This window comes from Aureisphaera sp. (assembly GCF_059726885.1).
In genome coordinates this window covers 2,509,087-2,533,485 of the sequence record NZ_AP041051.1, presented here as the reverse complement: position 1 = coordinate 2,533,485, position 24,399 = coordinate 2,509,087, and the positions used below count along the sequence as shown (strand labels likewise).

Genomic DNA, 24,399 nt, shown 5'->3' with positions numbered 1-24,399 from the left:
CATTTCATCCCCTCCGAAGAGGGGAATCGGGTTATTCTTCTAATCTGATATCAAGTCCTAGACCTTTCAGTTCATGCATTAATACATTGAAAGATTCTGGAAGACCCGGTTCCGGCATGGATTCACCTTTAACTATACTTTCGTATGTTTTGGCTCGACCAATTACATCATCAGACTTTACCGTCAATATTTCTCGAAGTGTACTGGAAGCTCCATAGGCCTCAAGTGCCCATACTTCCATCTCTCCAAATCGCTGTCCACCAAACTGTGCCTTACCTCCTAACGGCTGTTGCGTAATCAAGGAGTAAGGACCTATGGAACGAGCGTGCATCTTATCGTCTACCATGTGACCTAGTTTCAACATGTAGATTACACCTACCGTTGCTGCTTGGTCGAAACGCTGTCCTGTACCACCATCATATAGATAGGTATGTCCAAATCTTGGAATTCCAGCTTCGTCAGTCAATTCGTTGATCTGATCCAATGAAGCCCCATCGAAAATTGGAGTGGCGAACTTGCGTCCTAATTTCTGACCTGCCCAACCTAATACGGTTTCATAGATCTGTCCAATGTTCATACGGGAAGGTACCCCAAGCGGATTCAATACGATATCTACTGGTGTTCCGTCATCAAGGAATGGCATGTCTTCTTCGCGAACGATACGGGCAACAATACCTTTGTTACCGTGACGTCCTGCCATTTTGTCCCCTACTTTCAGTTTACGTTTCTTAGCAATATAAACCTTAGCCAACTTTAAGATTCCTGAAGGAAGCTCATCCCCTACGGAGATGGTAAACTTCTCACGACGCAAGTTCCCTTGCAAATCGTTTTCTTTAATCTTGTAGTTATGCATTAGGTCACGAACCATAAGGTTAGTGTCGTCGTCGGTAGTCCAAGTTCCACCCACTAAGTGTGTGTAGTCTTCAACCCCATTCAACATTTTCAAGGTGTACTTCTTACCCTTAGGGAATACTACTTCTCCTAAATCGTTCGTAACCCCTTGTGCTGTCTTACCTCCAACAATAGCGAATAGCTTTTCGACCAATACATCCTTAAGGGCATAGAACTTGCTTTCGTACTTCAATTCAAGTTCTGCAATATCCTCTTTGTCTTTGGCTCTCTTTCGCTTATCCTTTATAGCTCTAGCAAATAGTTTCTTATCTATTACTACACCTCGAAGTGATGGAGATGCCTTTAAGGAAGCATCCTTTACATCACCTGCTTTATCACCAAAGATGGCACGAAGCAGTTTCTCTTCTGGTGTCGGATCGCTTTCTCCTTTTGGAGTAATCTTACCGATAAGGATATCCCCAGGTTTTACCTCGGCCCCAACACGGATCATTCCGTTTTCGTCAAGGTCTTTGGTCGCCTCCTCGGAAACGTTTGGAATATCGTTGGTCAATTCTTCATTACCCAATTTGGTATCACGAACCTCCAATGAATATTCATCTATATGAATGGACGTAAAGATATCTTCACGAACCACTTTTTCTGAAATTACAATCGCATCCTCAAAGTTGTATCCTTTCCATGGCATGAAAGCAACTTTCATGTTACGTCCCAGTGCCAATTCACCTTTCTCGGTAGCATATCCTTGACAAAGCACTTGCCCCTTGGCCACTCGATCGCCTTTACTTACAATAGGCTTCAGGTTAATAGAAGTACTCTGGTTTGTTTTTCTAAACTTGATAAGGTTATACGTTTTAGAATCCCCATCGAAACTCACCATCCGCTCATCTTCACTTCGATCATATTTAATTACGATCTCGTTAGCATCAACGTACTCAACAACTCCATCACCTTCCGCATTAATCAATACACGGCTATCGGAAGCTACCTGACGTTCCAACCCAGTTCCCACAATAGGAGAATCTGCAATTAATAATGGAACAGCCTGACGCATCATGTTAGATCCCATCAAGGCACGGTTCGCATCATCATGTTCAAGGAACGGAATCAAAGAAGCCGATATAGAAGAAATCTGGTTAGGCGCAACGTCCGTATAGTGAACCTGTTTTGGGTCTACTACAGGGAAATCACCTTCCATACGTGCAATTACACGATCGCTATCAATAGTTCCATTTTCGGTAAGTGGAATATTTGCCTGGGCGATCAATTTTTCTTCTTCCTCTTCAGCAGAAAGATAAATCGGTTCGTTTTTCAAATCGATCTGTCCGTTATCTACTTTTCGATAAGGTGTTTCTATAAATCCTAGGTTATTTACCTTGGCATATACAGATAGTGAAGAAATAAGACCAATGTTTGGTCCTTCAGGTGTTTCAATAGGACATAACCTTCCGTAGTGGGTATAGTGTACATCACGAACCTCAAATCCTGCTCTTTCCCTAGAAAGACCTCCAGGCCCCAAAGCAGAAAGACGACGCTTGTGCGTAATCTCGGCTAGTGGGTTTGTTTGGTCCATGAATTGAGATAACTGGTTGGTTCCGAAAAACGAATTGATCACGGAAGACAAAGTCTTTGCGTTAATCAAATCGATCGGAGTAAACACCTCGTTATCACGAACGTTCATACGCTCACGAATGGTTCTTGCCATACGAGCCAAACCAACTCCAAACTGAGAGGATAACTGCTCACCCACAGTACGTACACGACGGTTGGATAAGTGATCGATATCATCGATTTCAGCCTTAGAGTTAATTAACTCAATAAGATATTTAACAATGGTAATGATATCTTCTTTGGTAAGCACTTGCTTATCCATTTCGATATCCAAACCAAGTTTCTTGTTCATTCTGTAACGTCCTACCTCTCCAAGATTATATCGCTGATCTGAGAAGAACAGTTTGTTGATGATACCACGTGCGGTTTCCTCATCGGGTGGTTCGGCGTTACGTAATTGTCTATAGATATGCTCTACCGCTTCCTTTTCGGAGTTGGTAGGGTCTTTTTGCAATGTGTTGTGAATAATTGCATAATCGGCCAATTGATTGTCCTCTTTGTGCAATAGGATGGTTTTGGAACCAGAGTCTAAAATCTCCTCGATGTGTTCCTTTTCAAGCACGGTATCACGGTCCAAGATAATCTCGTTACGCTCAATCGATACAACTTCACCCGTATCTTCATCCACAAAATCTTCGTGCCAAGTCTTAAGTACACGTGCAGCCAACTTACGGCCTAAGTATTTTTTAAGTCCGGTTTTTGAAGCCTTCACTTCTTCGGCCAAATCGAAAATCTCAAGGATATCTTTATCCCTTTCGAATCCGATGGCACGGAAAAGTGTCGTTACCGGTAATTTTTTCTTTCTATCGATATAAGCGTACATCACGCTATTGATATCGGTAGCGAATTCTATCCAAGATCCTTTGAAAGGAATCACACGGGCAGAATATAATTTGGTTCCATTTGCATGGAATGATTGTCCAAAGAACACACCAGGTGAACGGTGTAGCTGAGATACTACTACACGCTCCGCACCGTTAATGCAGAAGGTACCTGAAGGTGTCATGTAGGGAATTGTACCCAAGTACACATCCTGAACGATGGTCTCGAAATCCTCATGCTCTTCGTCTGTACAATAAAGTTTAAGACGAGCCTTAAGGGGCACACTATAAGTTAACCCACGCTCGATACATTCCTGGATGGAATATCGCGGTGGATCTACGAAATAATCTAAAAACTCCAGTACGAACTGGTTACGTGTGTCGGTAATAGGGAAGTTTTCTAAAAAAGTCTTGTACAGACCCTCTTGCCCTCTTTCTTCTGACTTGGTTTCCAACTGGAAAAAATCCTGGAAGGATTTTATTTGAATGTCCAAAAAGTCCGGGTAATCGGGCTTGTTTTGTACAGAGGAAAAATTCAATCTTGCAGTTTGCGTTGCTGACATCGATGGACGGAATTTTAATTAAAAATATGTGTGATGCGTATACTCGAAAAACGGTAACCTTTATATACGCAAAATGGTTTAGGTCATTCTGCGGTTTTGCAGAAGACCTAAACCTTAAGGTTTGGATTAGAGGAGCTTATTTAAGCTCAACCTCTGCTCCAGCTTCTTCTAACTGAGCTTTAAGTGCTTCAGCTTCGTCTTTAGCAACACCTTCCTTAATTGGAGAAGGAGCGTTGTCTACTAATTCCTTAGCGTCTTTAAGACCAGCACCTGTAAGTTCTTTAACCAACTTTACTACAGCAAGCTTAGAACCACCAGCGGCTTTAAGGATTACGTCGAATTCTGACTTCTCCTCAGCAGCGTCTCCACCACCAGCTCCTGGACCAGCAGCTACAGCTACAGCAGCAGCAGCAGGCTCGATACCGTACTCGTCTTTTAATATAGTAGCTAACTCATTAACCTCTTTTACAGTTAAGTTAACCAATTGTTCTGCGAAATCTTTTAAATCTGCCATTTTCTATCGTTTTAATGTAATTTTTATTATAGTTTAAATAGTGCAATAATTTGGGTTATCCCTCTTTTTCTGAAAGAGTTTTAACAATACCTGAAAGTGTGCTTCCACCACTCTTAAGAGCAGAGATAACATTCTTAGCAGGCGACTGGAGCAATCCAACGATTTCTCCGATAAGCTCTTCTCTGGATTTGATGTCCACTAATGCATCTAGTTGATCATCTCCTACATAGATTGCTTCTTCTATAAAGGCTCCTTTAAGTAAAGGCTTATCAGATTTCTTTCTGAATTCCTTGATTACTTTTGCCGGAGCGTTTCCTGTTTCAGCTACCATTAAGGAAGTGTTTCCTTTAAGAACCTCGGTCAATTCACCAAAATCCTTATCCGAACTTTCCATAGCCTTAGCCAACAAGGTGTTCTTTACCACGTTCAACTTAACCCCTGCTTTAAAACAAGCGCGACGTAAGTTAGAAGTGGTTCCTGCATCTAGACCTGAAATATCTGCCAAATAAATATTGGAATTCTCAGATAGCTGTGCAGTCAACTGTTCAATTACTTGTGATTTTTCTTCTCTTGTCATAATCTATAGTATTTCTGCTTAGCTTAGGTCTTTAGAATCGATCTCGATACCAGGACTCATTGTACTGGACATGAAGATGCTTTTAATATAAACCCCTTTTGCAGCCTGAGGCTTCATTTTAACCAAGGTAGTTAGTAGTTCTTTTGCGTTTCCAGCAATTTTCTCGGCATCAAAGGATGCTTTTCCAATTGAAGCGTGCACAATACCGGTCTTATCAACCTTAAAGTCGATCTTACCAGCTTTTACATCAGAAACGGCTTTAGCAACGTCCATAGTTACTGTACCGGTTTTTGGGTTTGGCATAAGCCCACGAGGACCTAAGACACGTCCTAAAGGACCCAATTTACCCATTACACTCGGCATAGTTACTATTACGTCAACATCTGTCCAACCTCCCTTAATTTTAGTGAGGTACTCGTCTAAACCAACATAATCTGCTCCCGCTTCCTTGGCTTCGGCTTCCTTATCTGGAGTTACCAATGCCAATACCTTTACATCTTTACCAGTTCCGTGAGGAAGTGTTACCACTCCACGTACCATTTGGTTCGCTTTTCGTGGATCTACGTTAAGACGTACAGCAAGGTCTACGGACGCATCGAAGTTTACGTTAGATATTTCTTTTACCAAAGCAGAGGCCTCAGCAACAGAGTATGCCTTATTAGGGTCTACTTTTGCTTTGGCGTCTTTTTGCTTTTTTGTTAATCTTGCCATTTTATAGATTCTTTTCTAGATTAAAAAGGTGCAGCACCTTTTACTTTCACACCCATTGATCTTGCCGTACCGGCTACCATTTTCATGGCAGATTCTACGGTAAATGCATTCAAATCGGGCATTTTGTCTTCTGCAATCGCCTTTACTTGGTCCCAAGTAATAGTCGCTACCTTCTTGGCATGAGGTTCACCAGAACCTTTCTTTACCTTAGCAGCTTCAAGGATTTGTACCGCAGCGGGCGGGGTTTTAATAACAAAGTCGAAAGACTTGTCCTTATAAACCGTAATCGCTACTGGCAATACTTTCCCTTGCTTGTCCTGGGTACGCCCATTGAACTGCTTACAGAACTCCATGATGTTAACACCTGCAGCACCTAAAGCGGGTCCAACTGGTGGTGATGGGTTAGCAGCACCTCCGCGAACTTGCAATTTGACTACTTTATCTACTTCTTTTGCCATTTTTTAAAATTTAAATGAGATCTTTTCTCTTGTGGAAGCTTAAGAAAAAATCTATTATATAGCGTAACAATTATATTTTCTCAACTTGCATATAGCTTAGCTCCAATGGTGTTTTTCTTCCGAAAATCTTTACCATTACCTCTAGCTTACGCTTTTCTTCATTGATCTTTTCAACAGTTCCATTGAATCCATTGAAAGGTCCATCGATAACCTTAACGGTTTCCCCTATGATGTAAGGGATATTAATATTATCGTCCTGAACAGCAAGCTCATCTACCTTTCCTAACATTCTATTCACTTCTGCTTGACGCAAAGGCACAGGGTCACCCCCTTTTGTTTCCCCAAGGAAACCAATTACCCCATTAATGGATTTAATGATATGAGGCACTTCTCCAGCCAAACTGGCTTGGATCATAATATATCCTGGAAAGTAAACACGTTCTTTATTGATTTTCTTCCCATTACGGATCTGAATCACTTTCTCAGTAGGCACTAATACCTGCTCAATGTAATCCTGAAGTTCCAATCGTACGATTTCACTTTCGATATAAGACTTGATCTTATTCTCCTGTCCGCTAACCGAACGAACTACATACCACTTTTTTGTATTTTTAGTTTCCGTCATCTTCAATTCCTCCCTTAGGATTTGATCCATTCAAAATACTTTCCAATAACTCCACTGAACACAGTATCAACTCCCCATACGGCCAATGCCAATACAACTGAGAATACTGCTACAACAACGGTGAGGCGTTGTGCTTCGGACCATGAAGTCCAAGTCACGTGATTCTTAAGCTCATTATAAGATTCTTTGATGTAGTTTATCATTTTATTGTGTTTAAAATTTAAACCCGAGCTTTTAAACTCATTGCCTTGTTTCGCACGGGTTGAGAGACTCGAACTCCCGACACCTGGTTTTGGAGACCAGTGCTCTACCAACTGAGCTAAACCCGTAAACAAAAGTCAAGGCGTCCCACTTCTGTAAGACACCTTAAGACTTTTATATATATACTGTAATTAGTCTAAAATTTCAGTAACCTGTCCAGCACCTACGGTTCTACCTCCTTCACGGATAGCGAAACGAAGACCTACGTTCATAGCGATTGGCTGGATAAGATCTACAGTAATAGTAAGGTTATCACCTGGCATTACCATTTCAACACCATCAGGAAGGTTGATGTTCCCTGTTACGTCAGTTGTACGTACGTAGAACTGAGGACGGTAGTTGTTATGGAATGGAGTGTGACGTCCACCTTCTTCTTTCTTAAGGACATACACCTCTGCTTTAAACTTAGCGTGAGGAGTTACAGATCCTTGCTTACAGATAACCATCCCACGACGGATATCAGTTTTTTCAATACCTCTTAGAAGGATACCTACGTTATCACCAGCTTCTCCTCTGTCAAGGATTTTACGGAACATCTCAACCCCTGTAATAGTAGAAGTTAATTTCTCAGCTCCCATTCCAATGATATCTACAGGATCTCCAGTGTTTGCAACACCAGTTTCGATACGTCCAGTTGCAACAGTACCACGACCAGTAATAGAGAATACATCTTCGATTGGCATTAAGAAGTCTTTATCTACTTCACGAAGTGGCTCTTCGATCCAAGTATCTACAGCTTCCATCAATTCGATTACTGTATCCACCCATTTTTGCTCACCGTTCAATGCACCTAATGCAGAACCAGCAATAACAGGTCCATTATCACCATCATACTCGTAGAAAGAAAGAAGATCTCTAATTTCCATCTCTACTAGTTCAAGTAGCTCATCATCATCTACCATATCCACTTTGTTCATGAATACAACGATACGAGGAATACCTACCTGACGTCCTAATAGGATGTGCTCACGAGTTTGTGGCATTGGTCCGTCTGTAGCAGCAACCACAAGAATAGCACCGTCCATCTGAGCAGCACCAGTTACCATGTTCTTTACGTAATCGGCGTGACCTGGACAGTCAACGTGTGCGTAGTGACGATTTGCAGTAGCATACTCAACGTGTGAAGAGTTAATGGTAATACCACGTTCCTTTTCTTCAGGAGCGTTGTCAATTTGATCAAAAGCCGAAGCTTCTGAGAAACCAGCATCTGCCAATACTTTAGTAATCGCAGCAGTTAAGGTTGTTTTACCGTGATCAACGTGTCCGATAGTACCTACGTTTAAGTGAGGTTTCGACCGATCATATGTTTCTTTTGCCATCTTGTATTAATTTAAATCTTAGTTATATATTAGTGTTCAATTAAAAACTACTTTGAGCCAATGACGGGATTTGAACCCGTGACCTCTTCCTTACCAAGGAAACGCTCTACCCCTGAGCTACACCGGCTTTTTGGTTGCGGGTTTAAGCGTATTTAAAGTCGCTTTCTGCAACGACAAAAACTCCAATTCCACATAACTAGGGCATTGAAGTTTTTTGAGAGCGGGAGACCGGGTTCGAACCGGCGACATTCAGCTTGGAAGGCTGACGCTCTACCAACTGAGCTACTCCCGCATTTTATCCCCAAAAAATCCATTAGGGAAAGGCATTCATTATGTCAAATTTCGAGCAATATACCTCGAAAATGCGTGCAAAGATAGCTAATATTTTTTTGCTTTCAAAAAGTTCGAAGAACTTTAAAAAAAGTGGGGAGAGCAGGATTCGAACCTGCGAAGGTAAAAACCAACAGATTTACAGTCTGTCCTCGTTGGCCGCTTGAGTATCTCCCCTAGCATTTTGCAAACTATTTTAAGAACGTTTTAGAGCCGATGGAGGGACTCGAACCCACGACCTGCTGATTACAAATCAGCTGCTCTAGCCAGCTGAGCTACATCGGCCTTTTCAGCACCTTCTTACACCAAATTTCCAGCATAAAAAAGTCCGCTATTTCTAACGGACTGCAAATGTATAGAATTTATTTTTTCTACAAAACTTTTTTCAAAAAAATTCATCAAGCATGTGCTCTCTGTTTTTCCTTTCTTTTTTTCAGTTGTCGTTCTAGGGATTGCACACATTCATCGGTGCCTGCCTCAAAGGTTCTGGCTTCTTTTTTCACCATGAGATCCCCGCCAGGAATACTCAATAGAATCTCCACACTTTTGTTTTCCTTTTCACTGGTTTTAATCACCTTCAAAAAAACATCAGCATAAATAATTCGATCGTAAAAAATTTCTAATTTGGAAAGTTTCTTATTTATGAAGTCAATAAGTTTAACGTCCGCTACAAAGTTTGGGGTTTGCACGTTTACCTTCATACACAAAAATTTTTAAGTTAGTAGTTATTTTGAGTTCCGCGGGTGGGCCTCTCTATACACTTGCTTTAATTGAGCCATATTATTATGTGTGTATACTTGAGTTGAAGCCAAACTCGCATGTCCAAGCAGCTCTTTTACTGCATTTAAATCCGCTCCTTCATTAAGAAGGTGTGTTGCAAAAGAATGTCGTAAGATGTGAGGACTTTTCTTCACCTTTTCTGATGCTTTACTAAAATAGGAATTTATAACTCGGTACACAAGCGTTTCATATAATTTAACTCCTTTTTTGGACAGCAGCAAGAAATCGCCATCTACGATGTTTTCGAGCTTATTCCTTTCTTCCAAATATCGCTCTAGCGTTTCCTTAATAGAGGGCAATAATGGAATTCGCCGTTCCTTGTTCCTTTTCCCCAATACCTTTACTATATTCTCGGACCACGAAAAACTTGCCAACCTTAGCTGTACCAATTCTGCCCGGCGCATCCCCGTAGCATAAAACAATTCAACTATAAGGCGGTTCCTAAGCCCTTCGAAGCCCTCTTCCTTTTTCAAAAGATCAATAACATGATCGATCTCAGATTTTGAGAAAGGCACCTGTATTTTTTTAGGTGTTTTAAGCGCTTTGTGTTGCGCCAAGGGATTTACCTCGATTTGCTTGGTCTTAAGAAGGAAACGGTAGTACGATTTTAGGGAGGATATTTTCCTATTAATGCTTCTATTGGATATGCCGTCTTCTACCAAAGAAACTATCCAACTCCTAATCACGGAATAATTCACTTCATCAATACCCTTATAATTGTAGTGGTCCTGAGCAAACACCCAAAAGTCGCGCAGATCCTTTTCATACGCCTTTAAGGTATGAACGGAGTATTTCCGTTCTAGGGAAAGGTAATCCAGGAAAGGTTGAAATGGTTTTGCACTCATTGAAAGGAAAGGTACGACAACTATTCCCCAATTGAAAAATGACTTCATAAAAAAATCCGCCAATTACTAAGTAACCTGGCGGATTTCAATATTTATGCAAGAGGAAATTTATTAAATTTCTTCTGCGTCTCGTAATGTTTGAATGTATTGTGCTTTCTGAATTTCGGCCCTACGTTTTACTGAAGGCTTAGTAAACTGCTGACGTGCACGCAACTGGCGCATTGTTCCTGTACGATCAAACTTACGCTTGAAGCGCTTCAATGCTCTATCGATATTTTCTCCGTCTTTAACTGGTATAATTAACATAGTGTCATCACCTCCTCTCTTTTTCGGACGGCAAATATAAAAAGGATTTTACAAAAGAAGAATATAAATTGAAGAAATTATTGTTTGAAAAGTGAAGCCCGCTTGCTCAAATCACGAATCAACTTCTCTTCTTCCTCACTCTCTAGGAGTACATTGTATTTTTTCCAAAAGTTTTTGTTGTACGGCCTTGAGGAAAAAATGTCGTCGGACCATTCATTTTGGAGCGCATTGCTTACTGAAGTCGAATCCTGAATAATTTCGGTAAACAGGATTTCCTGTACCGTATAATAGAACTGCTCATCCTTGGCATCTTCATCCTCTTCTTTTTTCTTATCCGACGAACGATCACCAATATTCACCAACTTTGGCGTTTCATAGTACACATACTTAGGGTACATCTTATCCTGATATTCCATAAAACTCATGACCAACTTATGATTCACCAAGGTATCATAGAGCGACCTGCTTCTGCGTTTCTGAACATCTGATGCAGCAACCAATTCATATTCCACTTTTTTGATCGCGTAGCTATCCCAATCTATATATAACCAGCCATTGGCCTCGAATCCTTCATTATAAACCCCAACGGTCCCCAAGCCAACAAAATCGGAACTTTTAGAAATCCTAATCTTGTAAAGCTTCTTTTCATTCTCTACCAAGACAGTATCCAACTCAAATTGATGTTTTTCTAGGATGTCTTTTCCGAAGAGTGCTTTCCTCATATTCGAGTTGCGAACCAAATTAAGTTTTCCCTTAAAAAGATTGCTCAAACCATTAATACGTCTATCATTCCATTTTATGGCATTCACCAAGGATGACTTGGCAATGGTATCGCGCCGTAGGTTTCTTGCCCTCAATCTTTTATTGTTGGTCTTATATTTTAAATAGGCAGCGTAGGCAAATAAACTATCCACATCCCTAAGATCATAGCTCTTTCGGGTTTCGTCTACATTTATCTTCAGGTTGTCTTCCGCTCCCGAAGCATAACTGGAATCATAGAGCGTAATAGCGCTTTCAATAAGCCATTTGTATTCCCTTTTATTTCGTTCTTTATGCCGTAAAAAGCCTTTTTGCAAATAAGGTTGCTCAGGAAGGTTTTCTTCCAACTCTTCAAGCGCCCTTTGTACAATCTCATTTCCTGTTTTGGGTCGGGTGGTCGCTACCAAAAGTACTTCGTCCAGGGAAGCTATGTCCTCTTCCAAAAATATATCCTCGTCGTTCACAAATTCACCGACCGGGGCTTTAAAGCTCTTGAAGCCAATGGAAGAAATTACAAGTGTGTCATTGGTAAATTCACGGGGAACCAGTAAGACAAACTTTCCATCTGAATTACTTACCGTACCTATAGTGGTATTCTTAACAAAAATACTGGCGCTTTCAATGGGCATAAACGTATTGAAATCGACAATTTTACTTCTTAACTCGGTTTGGGCAAAGGCAGAGGTACTTGCCACAGCAAGCACTACACTGAATAAATACTTAAAATAAGAATAAGAGTGTTTCATCTTTTGACTTTTAATTTAGTTGACACCTTTACACCTTACAATCATTGGACCACATTTATCCCAGACCCAAAAGTTTAGGTCGCAGGCTTATAGCTTTTCCCATCGATAACCATTTTGGCTATGATTTCCTTAAGGATTTCACTAGTCCCACCTCCTATAGGTCCCAATCTACTATCCCGAAGGTTTCTCGCTAATGGGTATTCTTCAATATATCCATATCCTCCTAACATCTGAAGGCATTCGTAGGCCACCTCATCTGCTACTTTGGTCGAGATCAATTTTGCCATGCTAGCCTCCTTAACCACGTAATCCTTACCTCCCAATCGTTGTGCTGTTACATAGTTAAATGTCTTGCACATTTCCACTTCGCTTGCCATTTGCGCCACACGATGACGCAATGCCTGAAACTTATCTAACGATTTTCCAAAAGCAATACGATCTTTCATGTATTGAATGGTATATTCTATGGCCCATTCACTGCGGGCATGTGCATTAATAGCCATGACCAAACGCTCTAATGCCAAATGTTGCATCAGATAACTGAACCCCTTCTTTTCTTCCCCAAGCAAATTGGTGACGGGTATTTTCACATTATCAAAAGCAATTTCGGCAGTGTCACTGGCACGCCATCCAAGTTTATCCAATTTGGTTGCTGAAATACCGGGAGTATCGCGATCCATAATGAACATACTAATTCCTTTTCCACCTTCTTCGGGATGCGTTTTGGCAGAAACGACCAAATAGTCGCTATAAATTCCGTTGGTTATAAAAGTCTTTGACCCATTAATAATGTAATGATCACCTTCCTTTACAGCCGTAGTTCGCATTCCGGACACATCACTTCCTCCAAATGGTTCCGAGATACACAGACAACCCATTTTTTCCCCGCGAATACTGGCAGGAAGGTATTTTTCCTTAATCTCATCGCTTCCCTCCGCATTTACATGCGTCATGGCCAAATAGGGATGTACCCACATAGCAGCTGCAAAACCACCACTGTTTACACGCTGTAACTCTTCTAAATAAATCACGAGATAGAATATATCTAGATCGAGGCCACCATACTTTTCGGGATAGGAAATACCAAAGTATCCCATTTCTCCCATCTTCTCCCAGATAAATCGTTCTATGGTACCTGTCTTTTCCCATTTCTCAATATGGGGAACCACTTCCTTTTGTAAAAAGTCCCTAAAACTCTTTCTGAAGAATTCGTGTTCCTCGGTAAAATACATATTATTCATTCGTGATTTGATTTATAGAATTGGGCAAATGGTAAACCTATTAAGCTTGTGCAACAGTAAAGATCCCAAGGGGTACGCCCTTCTTTTTCATATATTACTCAATTAGCAAATATAATTGAATTAACTGTAATTTGCGGGGTGTCAATTCTTCAATTTTTGCCAATTCTTCAAAACTGGAAATCCCTTCCCGTACATAGACGAACTCCCAGATTTTCTTGGCTAAATTGAAGGAAATTCCAGGTATGGTAGCTAGATCCGATGCCGAGGCTTTGTTTATATCCATCTTAATGATGGGCTTAGGTGATTTCACCTTAAATCGTTGCAATGCCCGTTCTATCACCTCGGGCTTCAATCCCCAAACATCATATAATTGTAATTCATGACTAAAGCCATCCAACTCATTTCTTTTGGCCAGGATACGTTCACTCAGAACTTCGCCAATACCACTAACTTCCTGCAATTGTTCTTTGGTTGCCGTGTTTAGGTCGGTCTTTTCACCTTTAAAAACCTGATTCCCTTGTGTTTTCCTAAATCTTTTTTTTGGGTTCTTGACCCAGTCTGGAAACTTAAAGAAGGGACTGATTCTATTCAATACGGAATCTGGAACTTGAGTCACTTTTTTGAAATCTGATACCGAATTAATCCATTTTCCCTGATCCCTATATGATTTCAAACGATCATACTGCCGTGGGGTGATTCCAAGGGCATAGGCCTTGTAATCGGTCATGAAATTGGGATTGAAAGGATAGATCTTGGGGGTTCGCACCTCTAGCGCAATGCATCGTAAGGAATCCAATTCCTTCTGACGTTTCAAAACTTCTGAAGAAGATTGATCAAATTTTCCGCCCTCCCCTACTTCAAAAAAATGAATACTCAATAGCAAAACACCTATGCACAGCAGCAATAGTAGTATTCCAAAACGTTCTCCCCTGTTAAAGTGCCAAACGGTTAACCGATTTCTTTTACGCATAAAAAACTCCCTTGTTTAAAAACAGGGGAGTTTTCAAATTCTTTAAAAATATATTTTCAGAGATTATCTCGCAGCTACCTTAATAGCATCTAGATAACGTCTTAGCTGTTTCTTTACTACCGGGAACAGGAAGTACAATCCTACCATATTCGGGAAAATCATTGCGAAAATCATCGCATCAGAGAATGCCCAAATGGAATTCATACTTGCTGCTGCCCCAATGACAACAAACGTACAGAACAATAATTTATAAACCATATCTGCTGTCTTGCCTCGTCCGAAAAGGAATTTCCAAGATTGCAATCCATAGTACGACCATGAAATCATCGTAGAAACTGCAAAGAGCACCACGGCAATCGTTAAGAATACATCAGAGAATGGGATGTACTGCGCAAAGGCCTTGGAGGTGATTCCTGCACCTTCATAGGGCAACCCATCAATGAAAACTACTCCAGATCCGTCGCCACCATACCCAAAGAAACCACCAAAGTTGAAGATGATAATAACTAGGGCAGTCATGGTACAAATTACAACGGTATCAATAAAAGGCTCCAATAGGGCTACAAGTCCTTCAGAGGCAGAATATTTTGTCTTTACCGCAGAGTGTGCAATAGAGGCAGATCCAGCACCGGCTTCGTTGGAGAAGGCGGCCCGTTGAAATCCTACCAATAAAACACCAATTACCGAACCAACTCCAAATGCTGTTGGGTTAAAGGCTTCCTTTACAATAAGACCGATAGCATCATCTATTAAAGAAAAATTACTGAAGATGATATACAAACAAGCTACTATGTACATAACAGCCATAAAAGGCACTACTTTTTCTGTAACAGAGGCAATACGCTTAATTCCACCTATGATAATGATCCCAACAAGGATCGCTAGTACTAATCCAACTATGGCTCCAGCAGCTGTGCTTTCCCAATTAAACAACTCCTTAATTACAATAGTTGCCTGATTACTTTGAGCAGCGTTTCCACCACCAAATGAACCTCCAATACAGAATACCGCAAATAAAGCAGCAGCAATTTTCCCAAAGGTTTTAAAGCCTCTTTCTTTTAATCCTTTCGAAATATAGTACATAGGACCTCCGTATACTGTGCCATCCTCTCCTACATCACGATATTGAACCCCTAGGGTACATTCCACAAATTTGGTAGACATACCCAATAATCCACAAACGATCATCCAAAAGGTGGCTCCTGGCCCACCCAATGCAATGGCCAAGGCAACCCCTGCAATATTTCCATTTCCTACGGTTCCAGAAACTGCAGTTGCCAAAGCCTGGAAGTGACTCACTTCCCCTTCTTGGCTTTCATCCCGAATAGTGTCGCGAATATCTCCATCTACTGCAGCAGCCTCATCCCCCAATCCATGTCCTTCTATCTCGTCGTACTTACCACGAACTGTATTGATCGCCTTTCCAAAGTAGCGAACATTAGGAAACCCAAAATAAATCGTAAAGAACGCCGCACTCCCTACCAATAAAACCAATACAAAAGGAATGGTAATAGTGTCACTAGAATATATGGGAAAGAAAATAACATTAGTAAAAAAAGTGGCTACTGGCTGAAAGGCTTGATCAATTTTCTGATCTAGGCCAGCTTCTTGGGTCTCTTGTGCGAATGTTAAAAAAGGGGAAAGGATTGCAAGAAGTGAGAGAAGATATTTCTTCATATTTGGATTATTTGGTTATACTTAGATTTCAAACGACAGGCAAGATGCTAAAAAAAATGGCTAATTCAAATTTTTGCTTCTTAATTTCTTAACCATTTCTACACATTGTACAGCTGCTTCAAACTTTCAATTTGATTGGGCCTTCCAATAAGGATCAGTTTTGAACCTTTCTCAAGAATCATCGTAGGTTCGGGATTTACAATGTATTCGCCACTGGGGCCTTTATACCCAATTATGGAACAGCCTGTTTTCTTCCTCAGATCCAAATCGGTTATGGCCAACTCTTGGCCATCGCTACACACTTTTTCGAATGCAATTTGTTCAACATTTATACTGTCTTCCTCTCCAGATACCGTAAGGTTATCCAAAAACTCCACCAAATCGGGCACCACTACGAGGGAAGCCATGTGGTCCCCTCCAATCCTATCTGGCATAATCACATTGTCTGCCCCCGCTAGTTTCAACTTTTTATAACTTGTTTCCTCTGCGGCCCTGCTTATAATCCTTAGGTCATTATTTATCTGTCGAGCAGAAAGTACCACGAACAAGTTATCGGCATCACTGGGCAATGCACATATAAGCGTATTGGCCTTATCTATTCCTGCACGATAAAGGGTTTCATCCTCCTCTGCATTTCCATGAACAAAAAGAACATGGTCCTCAGAAAATCGCTCGATCACCTCTTCATCCTTTTCAACCACTACGAAAGGCTTATTGTACGCCTGTAACTTTTGGGCAGCTTGTTTTCCATTTCTTCCATATCCACATACGATGATATGGTTCTGTAAACTTTTGATCTTTTTTTGCACTTTCTTCTTTCTTAGGTTACCAATGTTGTTTTTACTTAAGAGGTATTCTGAAATTTCCTTAATGGCAAAACCCACAATAAATATACTCGAAACTATGAGAAAAGAGGTGAAAATCTTTTCGGATGGGCTCAAGGGTCTTACCTCTCCAAATCCAACCGTGGTAATGGTAATGATCGTCATGTAGATGGCATCTATCCATGAAAAGTCATACATAAACACAAAACCCAATACTCCTAAAAGGAATACCAATACCAAAAGTAATGTAGCGGCTAATATTCTAGATCGGAAGAAACCATTCATAAATCGAAAACTGAAGTTCGCTTTGTATACACCAAATCTTTGAGCTTCAACCAAAAGGCAAGGGTTAAATAGATGGCAAAGCCTGCACCTAGGGTTGCGAAGGACACGTAAATAAAAAAGAGTCGAACACTTTTAGCACGCATACCCAGGCGATCAGCCAAACGGGAACACACGTAATACCCATGCTTTTCGAAAAAATGCCTAATGTTATAGATAAGCTGAAGCATCATCGCAAATTACTGCTTTTTCAGCAAAGTATTGCCTACTTCACATTGCAAACATTTGCGCAAATCACAATAATGACTTTTCAATTGTAAAAGGGCTTGGCTTTGTAGTGCACTGTCCTCCATATTTCGAAGTCCCTTATACCTTTTAACAATCGAATTGTCTTCGCCCTTTATGGTAAGTGCTAGTGTAATGAGCTCATCGGAAATTTCCTTCCCATGGTTTTTGGCATAGCAATATTTCAATGGTATCACCGTATTGATCAACAATAAATCAACAAAACGAATGGATAAGCCCTTTCTTCGCGTTGCCGATGGAACCCCAAAATTGTAATGGCTATCCCAATAATGGGTTGCCGACACTGAAAACAATTCCTTCATTTCCTTTAGGGTACTAGCATTCATAAGCTTTGAAAACAAGTGTGGGTGCCGAGATAGCAGTGAGGCTAATTGTGAGAGTCGAATCGTTGGGAAATTGGGAGGGCGTAACCGGAAAAACTGGGGCACAATGGCACCTTCATTATCCAATTCATGTTTCAACTTTAAATAGGTATGGATTTCCTGTAAACGCTCATAATATGCACAGTACACATCACCTTCTAACATATGTAATTGCCCCATAAAAAGGGCCTCCAGGTTTATGGGGGTATCACTACATTTTCGAACCACATCATAATCCAATGTATGCGCCAAACTTGCAAAGGAAGCCCCATTTACCTTTAGGCCAAAACCTTTGCAAAGCATTTGAAAAAAAACACGCTCCCAATGGTTGGCCGAATTCCGTAGCGCTTCCTCTATCAATGTCGCCTTAGCTTCTAAGCGTTCAAAAAACAGGCGCTCCGTCCAATTGCGCATGAGCAACTCATTAATAGACCCGAAATCGGCCTCACAGGGTATCCATCGGTCTTTACTTTTTGTCAGCTTGCTGTAGTTATTCAACAACCCCAGTTCGACTCGATGTTGTAGTTCCAGCACAGGAATTGGATTTCCGTTTTTACGATACACTTCGGCATCATGGTCCCAAACCACGTGTAAAATCACATTGTCATAATTAGGGTCTTTTTCGTGTTCATGTTGGTACCAGTGGGAGGAGGACAGATGAATTTCGACATTGCCCACCCATAGCTGATCCCCTATTTTGATTTTACTGACCAGAAAATCTGGCCCTGAATCAAAATTATGAGTGCCCACCGAAAGTATATGCAATGACTCACCCTGATGGGTCAATAATTTTTTTGACGAATATTTCTGAAATTTCCACACATAATGAAGAAAATCTTCATGCATAAGCAAAGATTTAAGTTATGTGGGGAGTTACATAATCGAACCCTAATTTAGAAAAAACTTGGTAAAGAAACCAATGGTTATTATACCTATTCGATATATCCCATTTTTCGCATCCAATCATCATTGAACATTTTACCCACATACCTGCTTCCGTGATCATGGAATAGCACCACTACCACATCGTCTGGGTTAAATTGTTCTTTTAGCTGAAGCACACCTTTCATAGCTGCACCAGCCGAATTGCCTAAAAACATGCCTTCTTCCTTGGCTAACTTCTGGGTATACACGGCAGCGTCCTTATCGGTAACCTTGGTAAACCCATCAATGATGTCAAAATTCACATTTTCAGGTAGAATATCCTCACCAATCCCTTCAGTTACATAAGGGTAAATTTCTTTTTCGTCGAAGATACCTGTTTCATGGTATTTTTTGAAAACGCTTCCGTAAGTATCGATTCCCCAAACCTTCACGTTAGGGTTCTGCTCCTTAAGGAATTTACCTACACCACTTATAGTTCCTCCCGTTCCCACACCTACTACAAAATGGGTCACCTTACCGGCAGTTTGCTTCCATATTTCGGGACCGGTGCTTTCGTAATGAGCTTTGGCATTGCTAGGATTGTCGTATTGATTTACATACCAACTGTTCGGGGTTTCCTTAGCCAATCGTGCTGCCGTAGAATAGTAAGACCTTGGATCTTCTGGTTCTACATCGGTGGGGCAGACAACAACCTCGCTACCAACGGCCTTAAGTATATCTACTTTTTCCTTGCTCTGTTTATCGGTAGTCACGCAAATCATTTTGTATCCTTTGACGATGGCCGCTAGTGCAAGTCCCATTCCCGTATTACCGCTAGTACCTTCTACGATGGTACCACCTGGCTGGAGACGACCGTCCGCTTCTGCATCTTCGATCATTTTAAGCGCCATACGATCCTTTACCGAGTTCCCTGGATTAAAGGTTTCGTATTTTGCCAAGACTAAACAGGGCAATTCCTGAGCCAATTTATTGATTTTTACCAATGGGGTATTCCCAATGGTTTCAAGGATATTCTTAGCGTATTCCATAGTGATTCGTTCTGCGGCGCAAAAGTACAAAACCCAAATCGATTTTTAAGGTTGGCTGCCGTTCTTATTTACTCAAACCGAATTGCCTTTACCGGGGAGATTTTTGTTACAAAATAGGAAGGAACCAGCAACATCACCAAACACAACAATAAAGTACCCACATTCAATAATAGTATATGAAACATATCGAAATAAATGGGCGCTTCGGTTACATAATAGGTTTCGGGGTTAAGGGAAATCACCTTCCCGTATTTCTGAGTAAGCAAAAGCCCAATACCAATGAGGTTACCCCAAAAAAGACCAATACAGACTATATAGGCAGCATTGTATAAAAATACCTTGCGCACGCTCCAGTCCGTAGTTCCGATTGCCTTTAAAATACCGATCATCTGCGTACGCTCCAATATAAGCACAAGCAAAGCCGTAATCATATTAATGCCCGCAATAAGGATCATGATTCCGATAATGAGGATAATATTAAAATCGAAAAGGTCGAGCCATTCAAAAATGGTGTAGTACTTATCGCGTATGGTCAGGGAATCCAAATCGCTAGGCACTTCTTCATACACCCTATTTCCTATGGTCTGAATCTCATCAAAATCGGATACAAATAGCTCGAATGCCCCTACTTTATCCTCTTCCCAATTGTTCAATCGTTGCACATGCCGTAAATCTGCCAACAAAAATTGTTCATCGAACTGCTGAAATCCACTACTGTACATTCCTACAATAGTAAAGCCTCTGCTTCGCGCCTTTTGGGTCTTTCCTTCTTGGAGAAAAAATGTGTTGACCCTATCGCCTAACTCCAATCCCAACCTATCCGCGTGGTATTTGGAAAGTAGAATTTCATCATTCAAACTTCCTGAAAAGTCTGGCAGTCTACCTTGGGTTAGATATTCCTCGAAGAAATCCCATTTAAAATCCGCTCCCACACCTTTTACCACCACACCTTCAAAATCGGTTTCCGTGCGTATAACGCCCCCTTTAAGTGCAACTCCTTGAATGTGATCCACTCCTTCGGACAAATTGAAATTAGGGTAAAAATCCTGTTTTGTTGAAATCGGGGCTTGAGAGTCGTTCGAAAAGTTGGAATCGTATTTCGAAATAAGGATATCCCCGTTAAAAGCGGATACCTTTTCCCTTATCTTTTTTTGAAGGCCAACCCCTGTGGCCAGGGATACCATCATGATGGCTAACCCCAAGGCAATAGCAGTAATGGCAATTTTTATTATTGGAGCCGAAATACTACTTTTATAATCCTTCGAAGCAACGATGCGACGGGCGACAAAATATTCGAAATTCACTGGATTCCTATGCGATTATCTTTTTTCAAAAATACACTATTAATTGTTCTACCTCTAACGATGTTGCTTTGTTTTTCTTGTGGAAGCGGAAGTAAGAAACAAGATACCAAGGAGAAAAAGCAGGGGGAGTTGGTAATTCATGATACGGTTGAAATAGACAGTGAGGAAAAAGAAATTACCCTAGGCACCTTCCGAAAAGATAAGTTTATGCCTAATCTTAGAGATAAAAACGTAGGTATTGTTGCAAACCAAACATCTGTAACCGATTCTATACTTCTTGAATCGGAGGATGGAGAACCTGTAGAGAGGACGGACAAACATCTTGTAGACTTCCTACATGACTCCAAAATAAATGTTGTTAAGGTATTCGCCCCCGAACACGGTTTCCGGGGTACTGCCGATGCTGGTGAGTATGTGCAGGATGGTATCGACAAGAAAACAGGCATTCCCATTATCTCACTACATGGAAAGAGCAAAAAGCCCTCCCCAACCCAAATGAAGGGATTGGATGTGGTTGTTTTCGATATTCAGGATGTTGGGGTTCGTTTCTACACCTACATTTCGACCATGCACTATATGATGGAAGCCTGTGCTGAAGCCGGAATCCCATTTATCGTATTAGACAGGCCCAACCCCAATGGTCATTATATAGACGGCCCTACTATGAAACAGGAACATACTAGTTTTCTGGGAATGCATACCGTTCCCTTGGTCCATGGAATGACGATCGGTGAATATGCCCAAATGATCAATGGTGAAGGGTGGTTAGCGAACGGACTAAAGTGCGACCTCAAGGTCATAACAATGGAAAATTACACCCACGACACCTTTTATTCCGTGCCCGTAAGACCCTCTCCCAATTTACCCAATGATAAGGCTATTAACCTCTATCCCAGTTTGGGACTGTTAGAGGGAACTAACCTAAGCGCAGGTAGGGGGACCGAAATGCAGTTTCAACTTATAGGCTCGCCTTTTCTACCCGCAGAAAAATATCCTTTCATCTATACCCCGCAGCCTAACTTCGGCTCAAAATACCCTAAACACAAAGGAACTTCGTGCAATGGTTTGGATCTCCGCCAGACCCCTAGGTTAAACAAAGTGGATCTCTCCTGGATTATCGACGCCTACCACAGTCATGGCCAACAAGACAAGTTTTTTAATACGGACAACTTTACTGCACATGCAGGTACCGAAGAGCTGCAAAAGCAAATTGAAAAGGGCCTCTCTTTTGAAGAAATCAGGAAATCTTGGGAAGATGACTTGGAAGCTTTTAAAAAGGTACGTGAAAAGTATTTGCTCTACGACTAAAACTTCAAAAGGGTTAGCCGTATGAATACTATCGAAAAAGCACAGTAGTAATCCGCGCGTCTGCCATATCCATATTGACCTCAAAGGCAAATGTTAAATTCCCAGAAGCGTTTAACCCGTCAGACCAAATGAATGTGGTAAAGGTTTCTTCCATGTTAATCCCGGGCATGTCGCGTTCTTTAAAAATCCCATTGCCATATACCTTTAAACAATTTGTAAAACTGGAATTTTTCCTAAGATTATCGTCAACAACCAGCTCTATTAAGAAAAGAATGGTATCGCCAGCCTGCACATCGTTCACTACAAAATTATAGATAGCGGAATATCCGCCCCCGTTGTAATCTATAATATTATTTACATTGCCGCCGAGTGAACTGTTGATCCGATCCCTTAGAACGAAATTTTGAATTTTGGGACGTCCGATGCATTGCCATGCGCTGCCATCGTAAAATTGTATACACTTTAATGACGAGTTATATCGTAACGTACCTTCTTCTTCATTGCCCGGTTGGGATTCGTCACCCAATTCCACCCAACCCATAACATCCAGTTGATTGGATGGGTTAGTGGTGCCTATTCCTACTTGGGAAGTTGCCCATTGTGTATTAAAAAAGAAAAGAAACAGTATCCCACATTTCAAAAACCCAGCTTTTACCAAATGTCTCATAAACCCTATTTTATGATACAAATGTAATAGCAAGCCTAAGGAATTCGAAGCAGAAAGTAATAAGCGCACCTACTTGATAATAAACGGGATCATATTTGGAATAAGTGTAAAAACAACTTAGTAAGACAGCCTTTATACTTAGTAATAACGAACGATCTTTACCACGGTCGATCCTCCCACGAGGGTCATTCCAGATCCTGAACAATTTCCCGAAACCCCTCTACCGAGTCTAAAATTAAACGTTGTACCTGCAGTAATGCTACCAGCCCATATAATAGCTCCGCCATGGTTACTGAAAAACCCCTGATTAAAGGTAGAAGTACCATGAATACGAGCTCCTGGAAAATCCACGTAATAAGATGCTAGGTTACAGCCCGTGGCAGTATGTGTTGCTTCGTAGGTGAATGATATTTCGTAGGTACCTGCCTCGGTAAACGTAACCGAGTTCCCACTAAAACTAAGGCCTGGGATATTATTGGTGATTTCTGTCATAGGTACGCTTTGGGAGAATCCCGCAGAATAGCCATTCAGAAAGTTGCTTATGTTGTTGGTTGAGGCAAAAAAGGCAGCTTTGGGCACGTCTATATCAAGACCTATTTCAACCCATTGAGTGCTATCGAAATACCAAAAGCTATTTGTAGTGGTATCAAATGCCAATAGACCCGTAGCCGGACTCGCGATGGAAAGCTTTTCCGTGGTGGTCATTCGCGGCACCAAAACACCAGCATCAGTGCTCTGGACATCTAGGATAGCTGAAGGATCTGGATTGGTTGTGTTTATTCCTACCTGGGCGTTCACAAATTGACCGCCTAATGGCAATAGCATTATACATAGTACGATTCTAGTTAGAGACATTCTTCCCATGTTAAAAATTTATGGGCCAAATGTATTCTTTGACATTGCGGTTATAAAACCAAATGTAATGCACGTGCTTATCTCGTAATAAACGGGAGCATATTTGGAATAAGTGTAAAAATTATGGCATTCTTCTCTTCATTTCCTCAACTATATTGAAAGCTGCTGGACAAATCGCTACGTTCTTCAAAGTAAGGTTAGAAATTTGTTGGAATTTTTTACGATCGGTATGGGGAAATTCCCGACATGCTTTTGGACGCACATCGTAAATACTACAATAATTATCTGCTCCTAGAAAAGCACATGGTACTTGCTGTAGAACAAAATCGTTTTCTTCATCCACTCTTAAATACGTCTCAATAAATTGCTGCTCCTTCATTCTAAAGTGCTTCGAAATACGCTGCACATCTTTATCGGTAAACAATGGGCCTGTAGTTTTACAACAATTGGCGCACTCCAAACAATCCGTTCTCCGAAACTCTTCCTCGTGCAACTCCTGCATAAGTGTGTCCAAATGCTTAGGAGGACGTTTCTTTAGCTTGGCAAAGAATTTCTTATTTGCGGTGTGGGCATCTTTTGCCTTTTGTGGTAGTTGTTTCAGAATTTCATCCATAA

24 protein-coding genes and 5 tRNA genes are annotated in these 24,399 nt (G+C 41.0%); 1 reads left to right on the top strand and 28 read right to left on the bottom strand.

What is annotated here, in order from left to right; translation table 11 throughout:
* Positions 1–31 precede the first annotated feature (31 nt).
* The 25 genes from rpoB to AC6JAD_RS11025 all read right to left on the bottom strand — a co-directional run bounded on the left by rpoB (position 32) and on the right by AC6JAD_RS11025 (position 20,954).
* Positions 32–3,844 (bottom strand): DNA-directed RNA polymerase subunit beta, encoded by a 3,813-nt coding sequence (rpoB, locus tag AC6JAD_RS11145; RefSeq protein WP_461305109.1) that lies wholly within the window; start codon positions 3,842–3,844, stop codon positions 32–34.
* A gap of 136 nt (positions 3,845–3,980) precedes the next feature.
* Entirely contained in the window at positions 3,981–4,358 is a 378-nt protein-coding gene (rplL, locus tag AC6JAD_RS11140; protein WP_461305108.1) for a 50S ribosomal protein L7/L12, read from the bottom strand.
* 55 nt (positions 4,359–4,413) lie between these two features.
* Positions 4,414–4,935 (bottom strand): 50S ribosomal protein L10, encoded by a 522-nt coding sequence (gene rplJ, locus AC6JAD_RS11135; protein WP_461305107.1) that lies wholly within the window; start codon positions 4,933–4,935, stop codon positions 4,414–4,416.
* An 18-nt stretch (positions 4,936–4,953) separates the two neighbouring features.
* Positions 4,954–5,646: a 50S ribosomal protein L1 gene (gene rplA, locus AC6JAD_RS11130; protein WP_461305106.1), complete on the bottom strand. Its 693-nt coding sequence runs from the start codon at positions 5,644–5,646 to the stop codon at positions 4,954–4,956.
* 20 nt (positions 5,647–5,666) lie between these two features.
* Positions 5,667–6,104, bottom strand: coding sequence for a 50S ribosomal protein L11 (gene rplK / locus AC6JAD_RS11125; protein WP_461305105.1), 438 nt, complete (start codon positions 6,102–6,104; stop codon positions 5,667–5,669).
* 70 nt (positions 6,105–6,174) lie between these two features.
* A complete protein-coding gene (gene nusG, locus AC6JAD_RS11120; protein ID WP_461305118.1) occupies positions 6,175–6,729 on the bottom strand; it encodes a transcription termination/antitermination protein NusG in 555 nt (184 codons plus the stop codon).
* 14 nt (positions 6,730–6,743) lie between these two features.
* Positions 6,744–6,932 (bottom strand): preprotein translocase subunit SecE, encoded by a 189-nt coding sequence (gene secE, locus AC6JAD_RS11115; protein WP_461305104.1) that lies wholly within the window; start codon positions 6,930–6,932, stop codon positions 6,744–6,746.
* A gap of 53 nt (positions 6,933–6,985) precedes the next feature.
* Positions 6,986–7,058: transfer RNA gene (locus AC6JAD_RS11110), tRNA-Trp, on the bottom strand.
* A gap of 63 nt (positions 7,059–7,121) precedes the next feature.
* Entirely contained in the window at positions 7,122–8,309 is a 1,188-nt protein-coding gene (tuf, locus tag AC6JAD_RS11105; protein WP_461305103.1) for an elongation factor Tu, read from the bottom strand.
* Positions 8,310–8,364: 55 nt separating this feature from the next.
* A tRNA-Thr gene (locus AC6JAD_RS11100) sits at positions 8,365–8,436 on the bottom strand.
* 92 nt (positions 8,437–8,528) lie between these two features.
* A tRNA-Gly gene (locus AC6JAD_RS11095) sits at positions 8,529–8,601 on the bottom strand.
* 132 nt (positions 8,602–8,733) lie between these two features.
* A tRNA-Tyr gene (locus AC6JAD_RS11090) sits at positions 8,734–8,816 on the bottom strand.
* Positions 8,817–8,850: 34 nt separating this feature from the next.
* A tRNA-Thr gene (locus AC6JAD_RS11085) sits at positions 8,851–8,924 on the bottom strand.
* A gap of 113 nt (positions 8,925–9,037) precedes the next feature.
* Entirely contained in the window at positions 9,038–9,340 is a 303-nt protein-coding gene (hpf, locus tag AC6JAD_RS11080) for a ribosome hibernation-promoting factor, HPF/YfiA family (protein WP_461305102.1), read from the bottom strand.
* 24 nt (positions 9,341–9,364) lie between these two features.
* Positions 9,365–10,264: a tyrosine-type recombinase/integrase gene (locus tag AC6JAD_RS11075; RefSeq protein ID WP_461305101.1), complete on the bottom strand. Its 900-nt coding sequence runs from the start codon at positions 10,262–10,264 to the stop codon at positions 9,365–9,367.
* A gap of 111 nt (positions 10,265–10,375) precedes the next feature.
* On the bottom strand, positions 10,376–10,570 hold the full coding sequence (gene rpsU, locus AC6JAD_RS11070) for a 30S ribosomal protein S21 (protein ID WP_272862730.1): 195 nt from the start codon (positions 10,568–10,570) through the stop codon (positions 10,376–10,378).
* Positions 10,571–10,647: 77 nt separating this feature from the next.
* Complete coding sequence (locus AC6JAD_RS11065) at positions 10,648–12,075, bottom strand: carboxypeptidase-like regulatory domain-containing protein (protein WP_461305100.1); 1,428 nt, start codon at positions 12,073–12,075, stop codon at positions 10,648–10,650.
* Positions 12,076–12,149: 74 nt separating this feature from the next.
* Positions 12,150–13,316, bottom strand: a complete 1,167-nt coding sequence (locus AC6JAD_RS11060) for an acyl-CoA dehydrogenase family protein (RefSeq protein ID WP_461305099.1) — start codon at positions 13,314–13,316, stop codon at positions 12,150–12,152.
* A gap of 94 nt (positions 13,317–13,410) precedes the next feature.
* On the bottom strand, positions 13,411–14,286 hold the full coding sequence (locus tag AC6JAD_RS11055; protein ID WP_461305098.1) for a ComEA family DNA-binding protein: 876 nt from the start codon (positions 14,284–14,286) through the stop codon (positions 13,411–13,413).
* Positions 14,287–14,349: 63 nt separating this feature from the next.
* Positions 14,350–15,963 carry an alanine/glycine:cation symporter family protein gene (locus tag AC6JAD_RS11050; protein ID WP_461305097.1) on the bottom strand — a complete coding sequence of 538 codons (1,614 nt, stop codon included), beginning with the start codon at positions 15,961–15,963 and terminating at the stop codon, positions 14,350–14,352.
* A gap of 98 nt (positions 15,964–16,061) precedes the next feature.
* The gene (locus tag AC6JAD_RS11045; protein WP_461305096.1) at positions 16,062–17,072 is read right to left on the bottom strand and encodes a potassium channel family protein; all 1,011 of its coding nucleotides are present in this window, start codon (positions 17,070–17,072) and stop codon (positions 16,062–16,064) included.
* Positions 17,069–17,299 carry a PspC domain-containing protein gene (locus AC6JAD_RS11040; protein ID WP_461305117.1) on the bottom strand — a complete coding sequence of 77 codons (231 nt, stop codon included), beginning with the start codon at positions 17,297–17,299 and terminating at the stop codon, positions 17,069–17,071. Before AC6JAD_RS11040 ends, AC6JAD_RS11045 begins: the two co-directional genes overlap by 4 nt.
* A gap of 9 nt (positions 17,300–17,308) precedes the next feature.
* On the bottom strand, positions 17,309–18,583 hold the full coding sequence (locus AC6JAD_RS11035) for a DUF2851 family protein (protein WP_461305095.1): 1,275 nt from the start codon (positions 18,581–18,583) through the stop codon (positions 17,309–17,311).
* Positions 18,584–18,669: 86 nt separating this feature from the next.
* Positions 18,670–19,650, bottom strand: a complete 981-nt coding sequence (locus AC6JAD_RS11030; RefSeq protein WP_461305094.1) for a PLP-dependent cysteine synthase family protein — start codon at positions 19,648–19,650, stop codon at positions 18,670–18,672.
* 68 nt (positions 19,651–19,718) lie between these two features.
* The gene (locus tag AC6JAD_RS11025; protein WP_461305093.1) at positions 19,719–20,954 is read right to left on the bottom strand and encodes an ABC transporter permease; all 1,236 of its coding nucleotides are present in this window, start codon (positions 20,952–20,954) and stop codon (positions 19,719–19,721) included.
* A gap of 60 nt (positions 20,955–21,014) precedes the next feature.
* On the opposite strand from AC6JAD_RS11025, the gene AC6JAD_RS11020 reads away from it, so the two are divergent.
* Complete coding sequence (locus AC6JAD_RS11020) at positions 21,015–22,262, top strand: exo-beta-N-acetylmuramidase NamZ family protein (protein ID WP_461305092.1); 1,248 nt, start codon at positions 21,015–21,017, stop codon at positions 22,260–22,262.
* 28 nt (positions 22,263–22,290) lie between these two features.
* Here AC6JAD_RS11020 and AC6JAD_RS11015 read toward each other — a convergent pair whose 3' ends face one another.
* The 3 genes from AC6JAD_RS11015 to AC6JAD_RS11005 form a co-directional block, all read right to left on the bottom strand.
* The gene (locus AC6JAD_RS11015; RefSeq protein ID WP_461305091.1) at positions 22,291–22,929 is read right to left on the bottom strand and encodes a hypothetical protein; all 639 of its coding nucleotides are present in this window, start codon (positions 22,927–22,929) and stop codon (positions 22,291–22,293) included.
* A 138-nt stretch (positions 22,930–23,067) separates the two neighbouring features.
* Positions 23,068–23,784 (bottom strand): phage tail-like protein, encoded by a 717-nt coding sequence (locus AC6JAD_RS11010; protein ID WP_461305090.1) that lies wholly within the window; start codon positions 23,782–23,784, stop codon positions 23,068–23,070.
* A gap of 121 nt (positions 23,785–23,905) precedes the next feature.
* Positions 23,906–24,397 (bottom strand): YkgJ family cysteine cluster protein, encoded by a 492-nt coding sequence (locus AC6JAD_RS11005; protein ID WP_461305089.1) that lies wholly within the window; start codon positions 24,395–24,397, stop codon positions 23,906–23,908.
* Positions 24,398–24,399 lie beyond the last annotated feature (2 nt).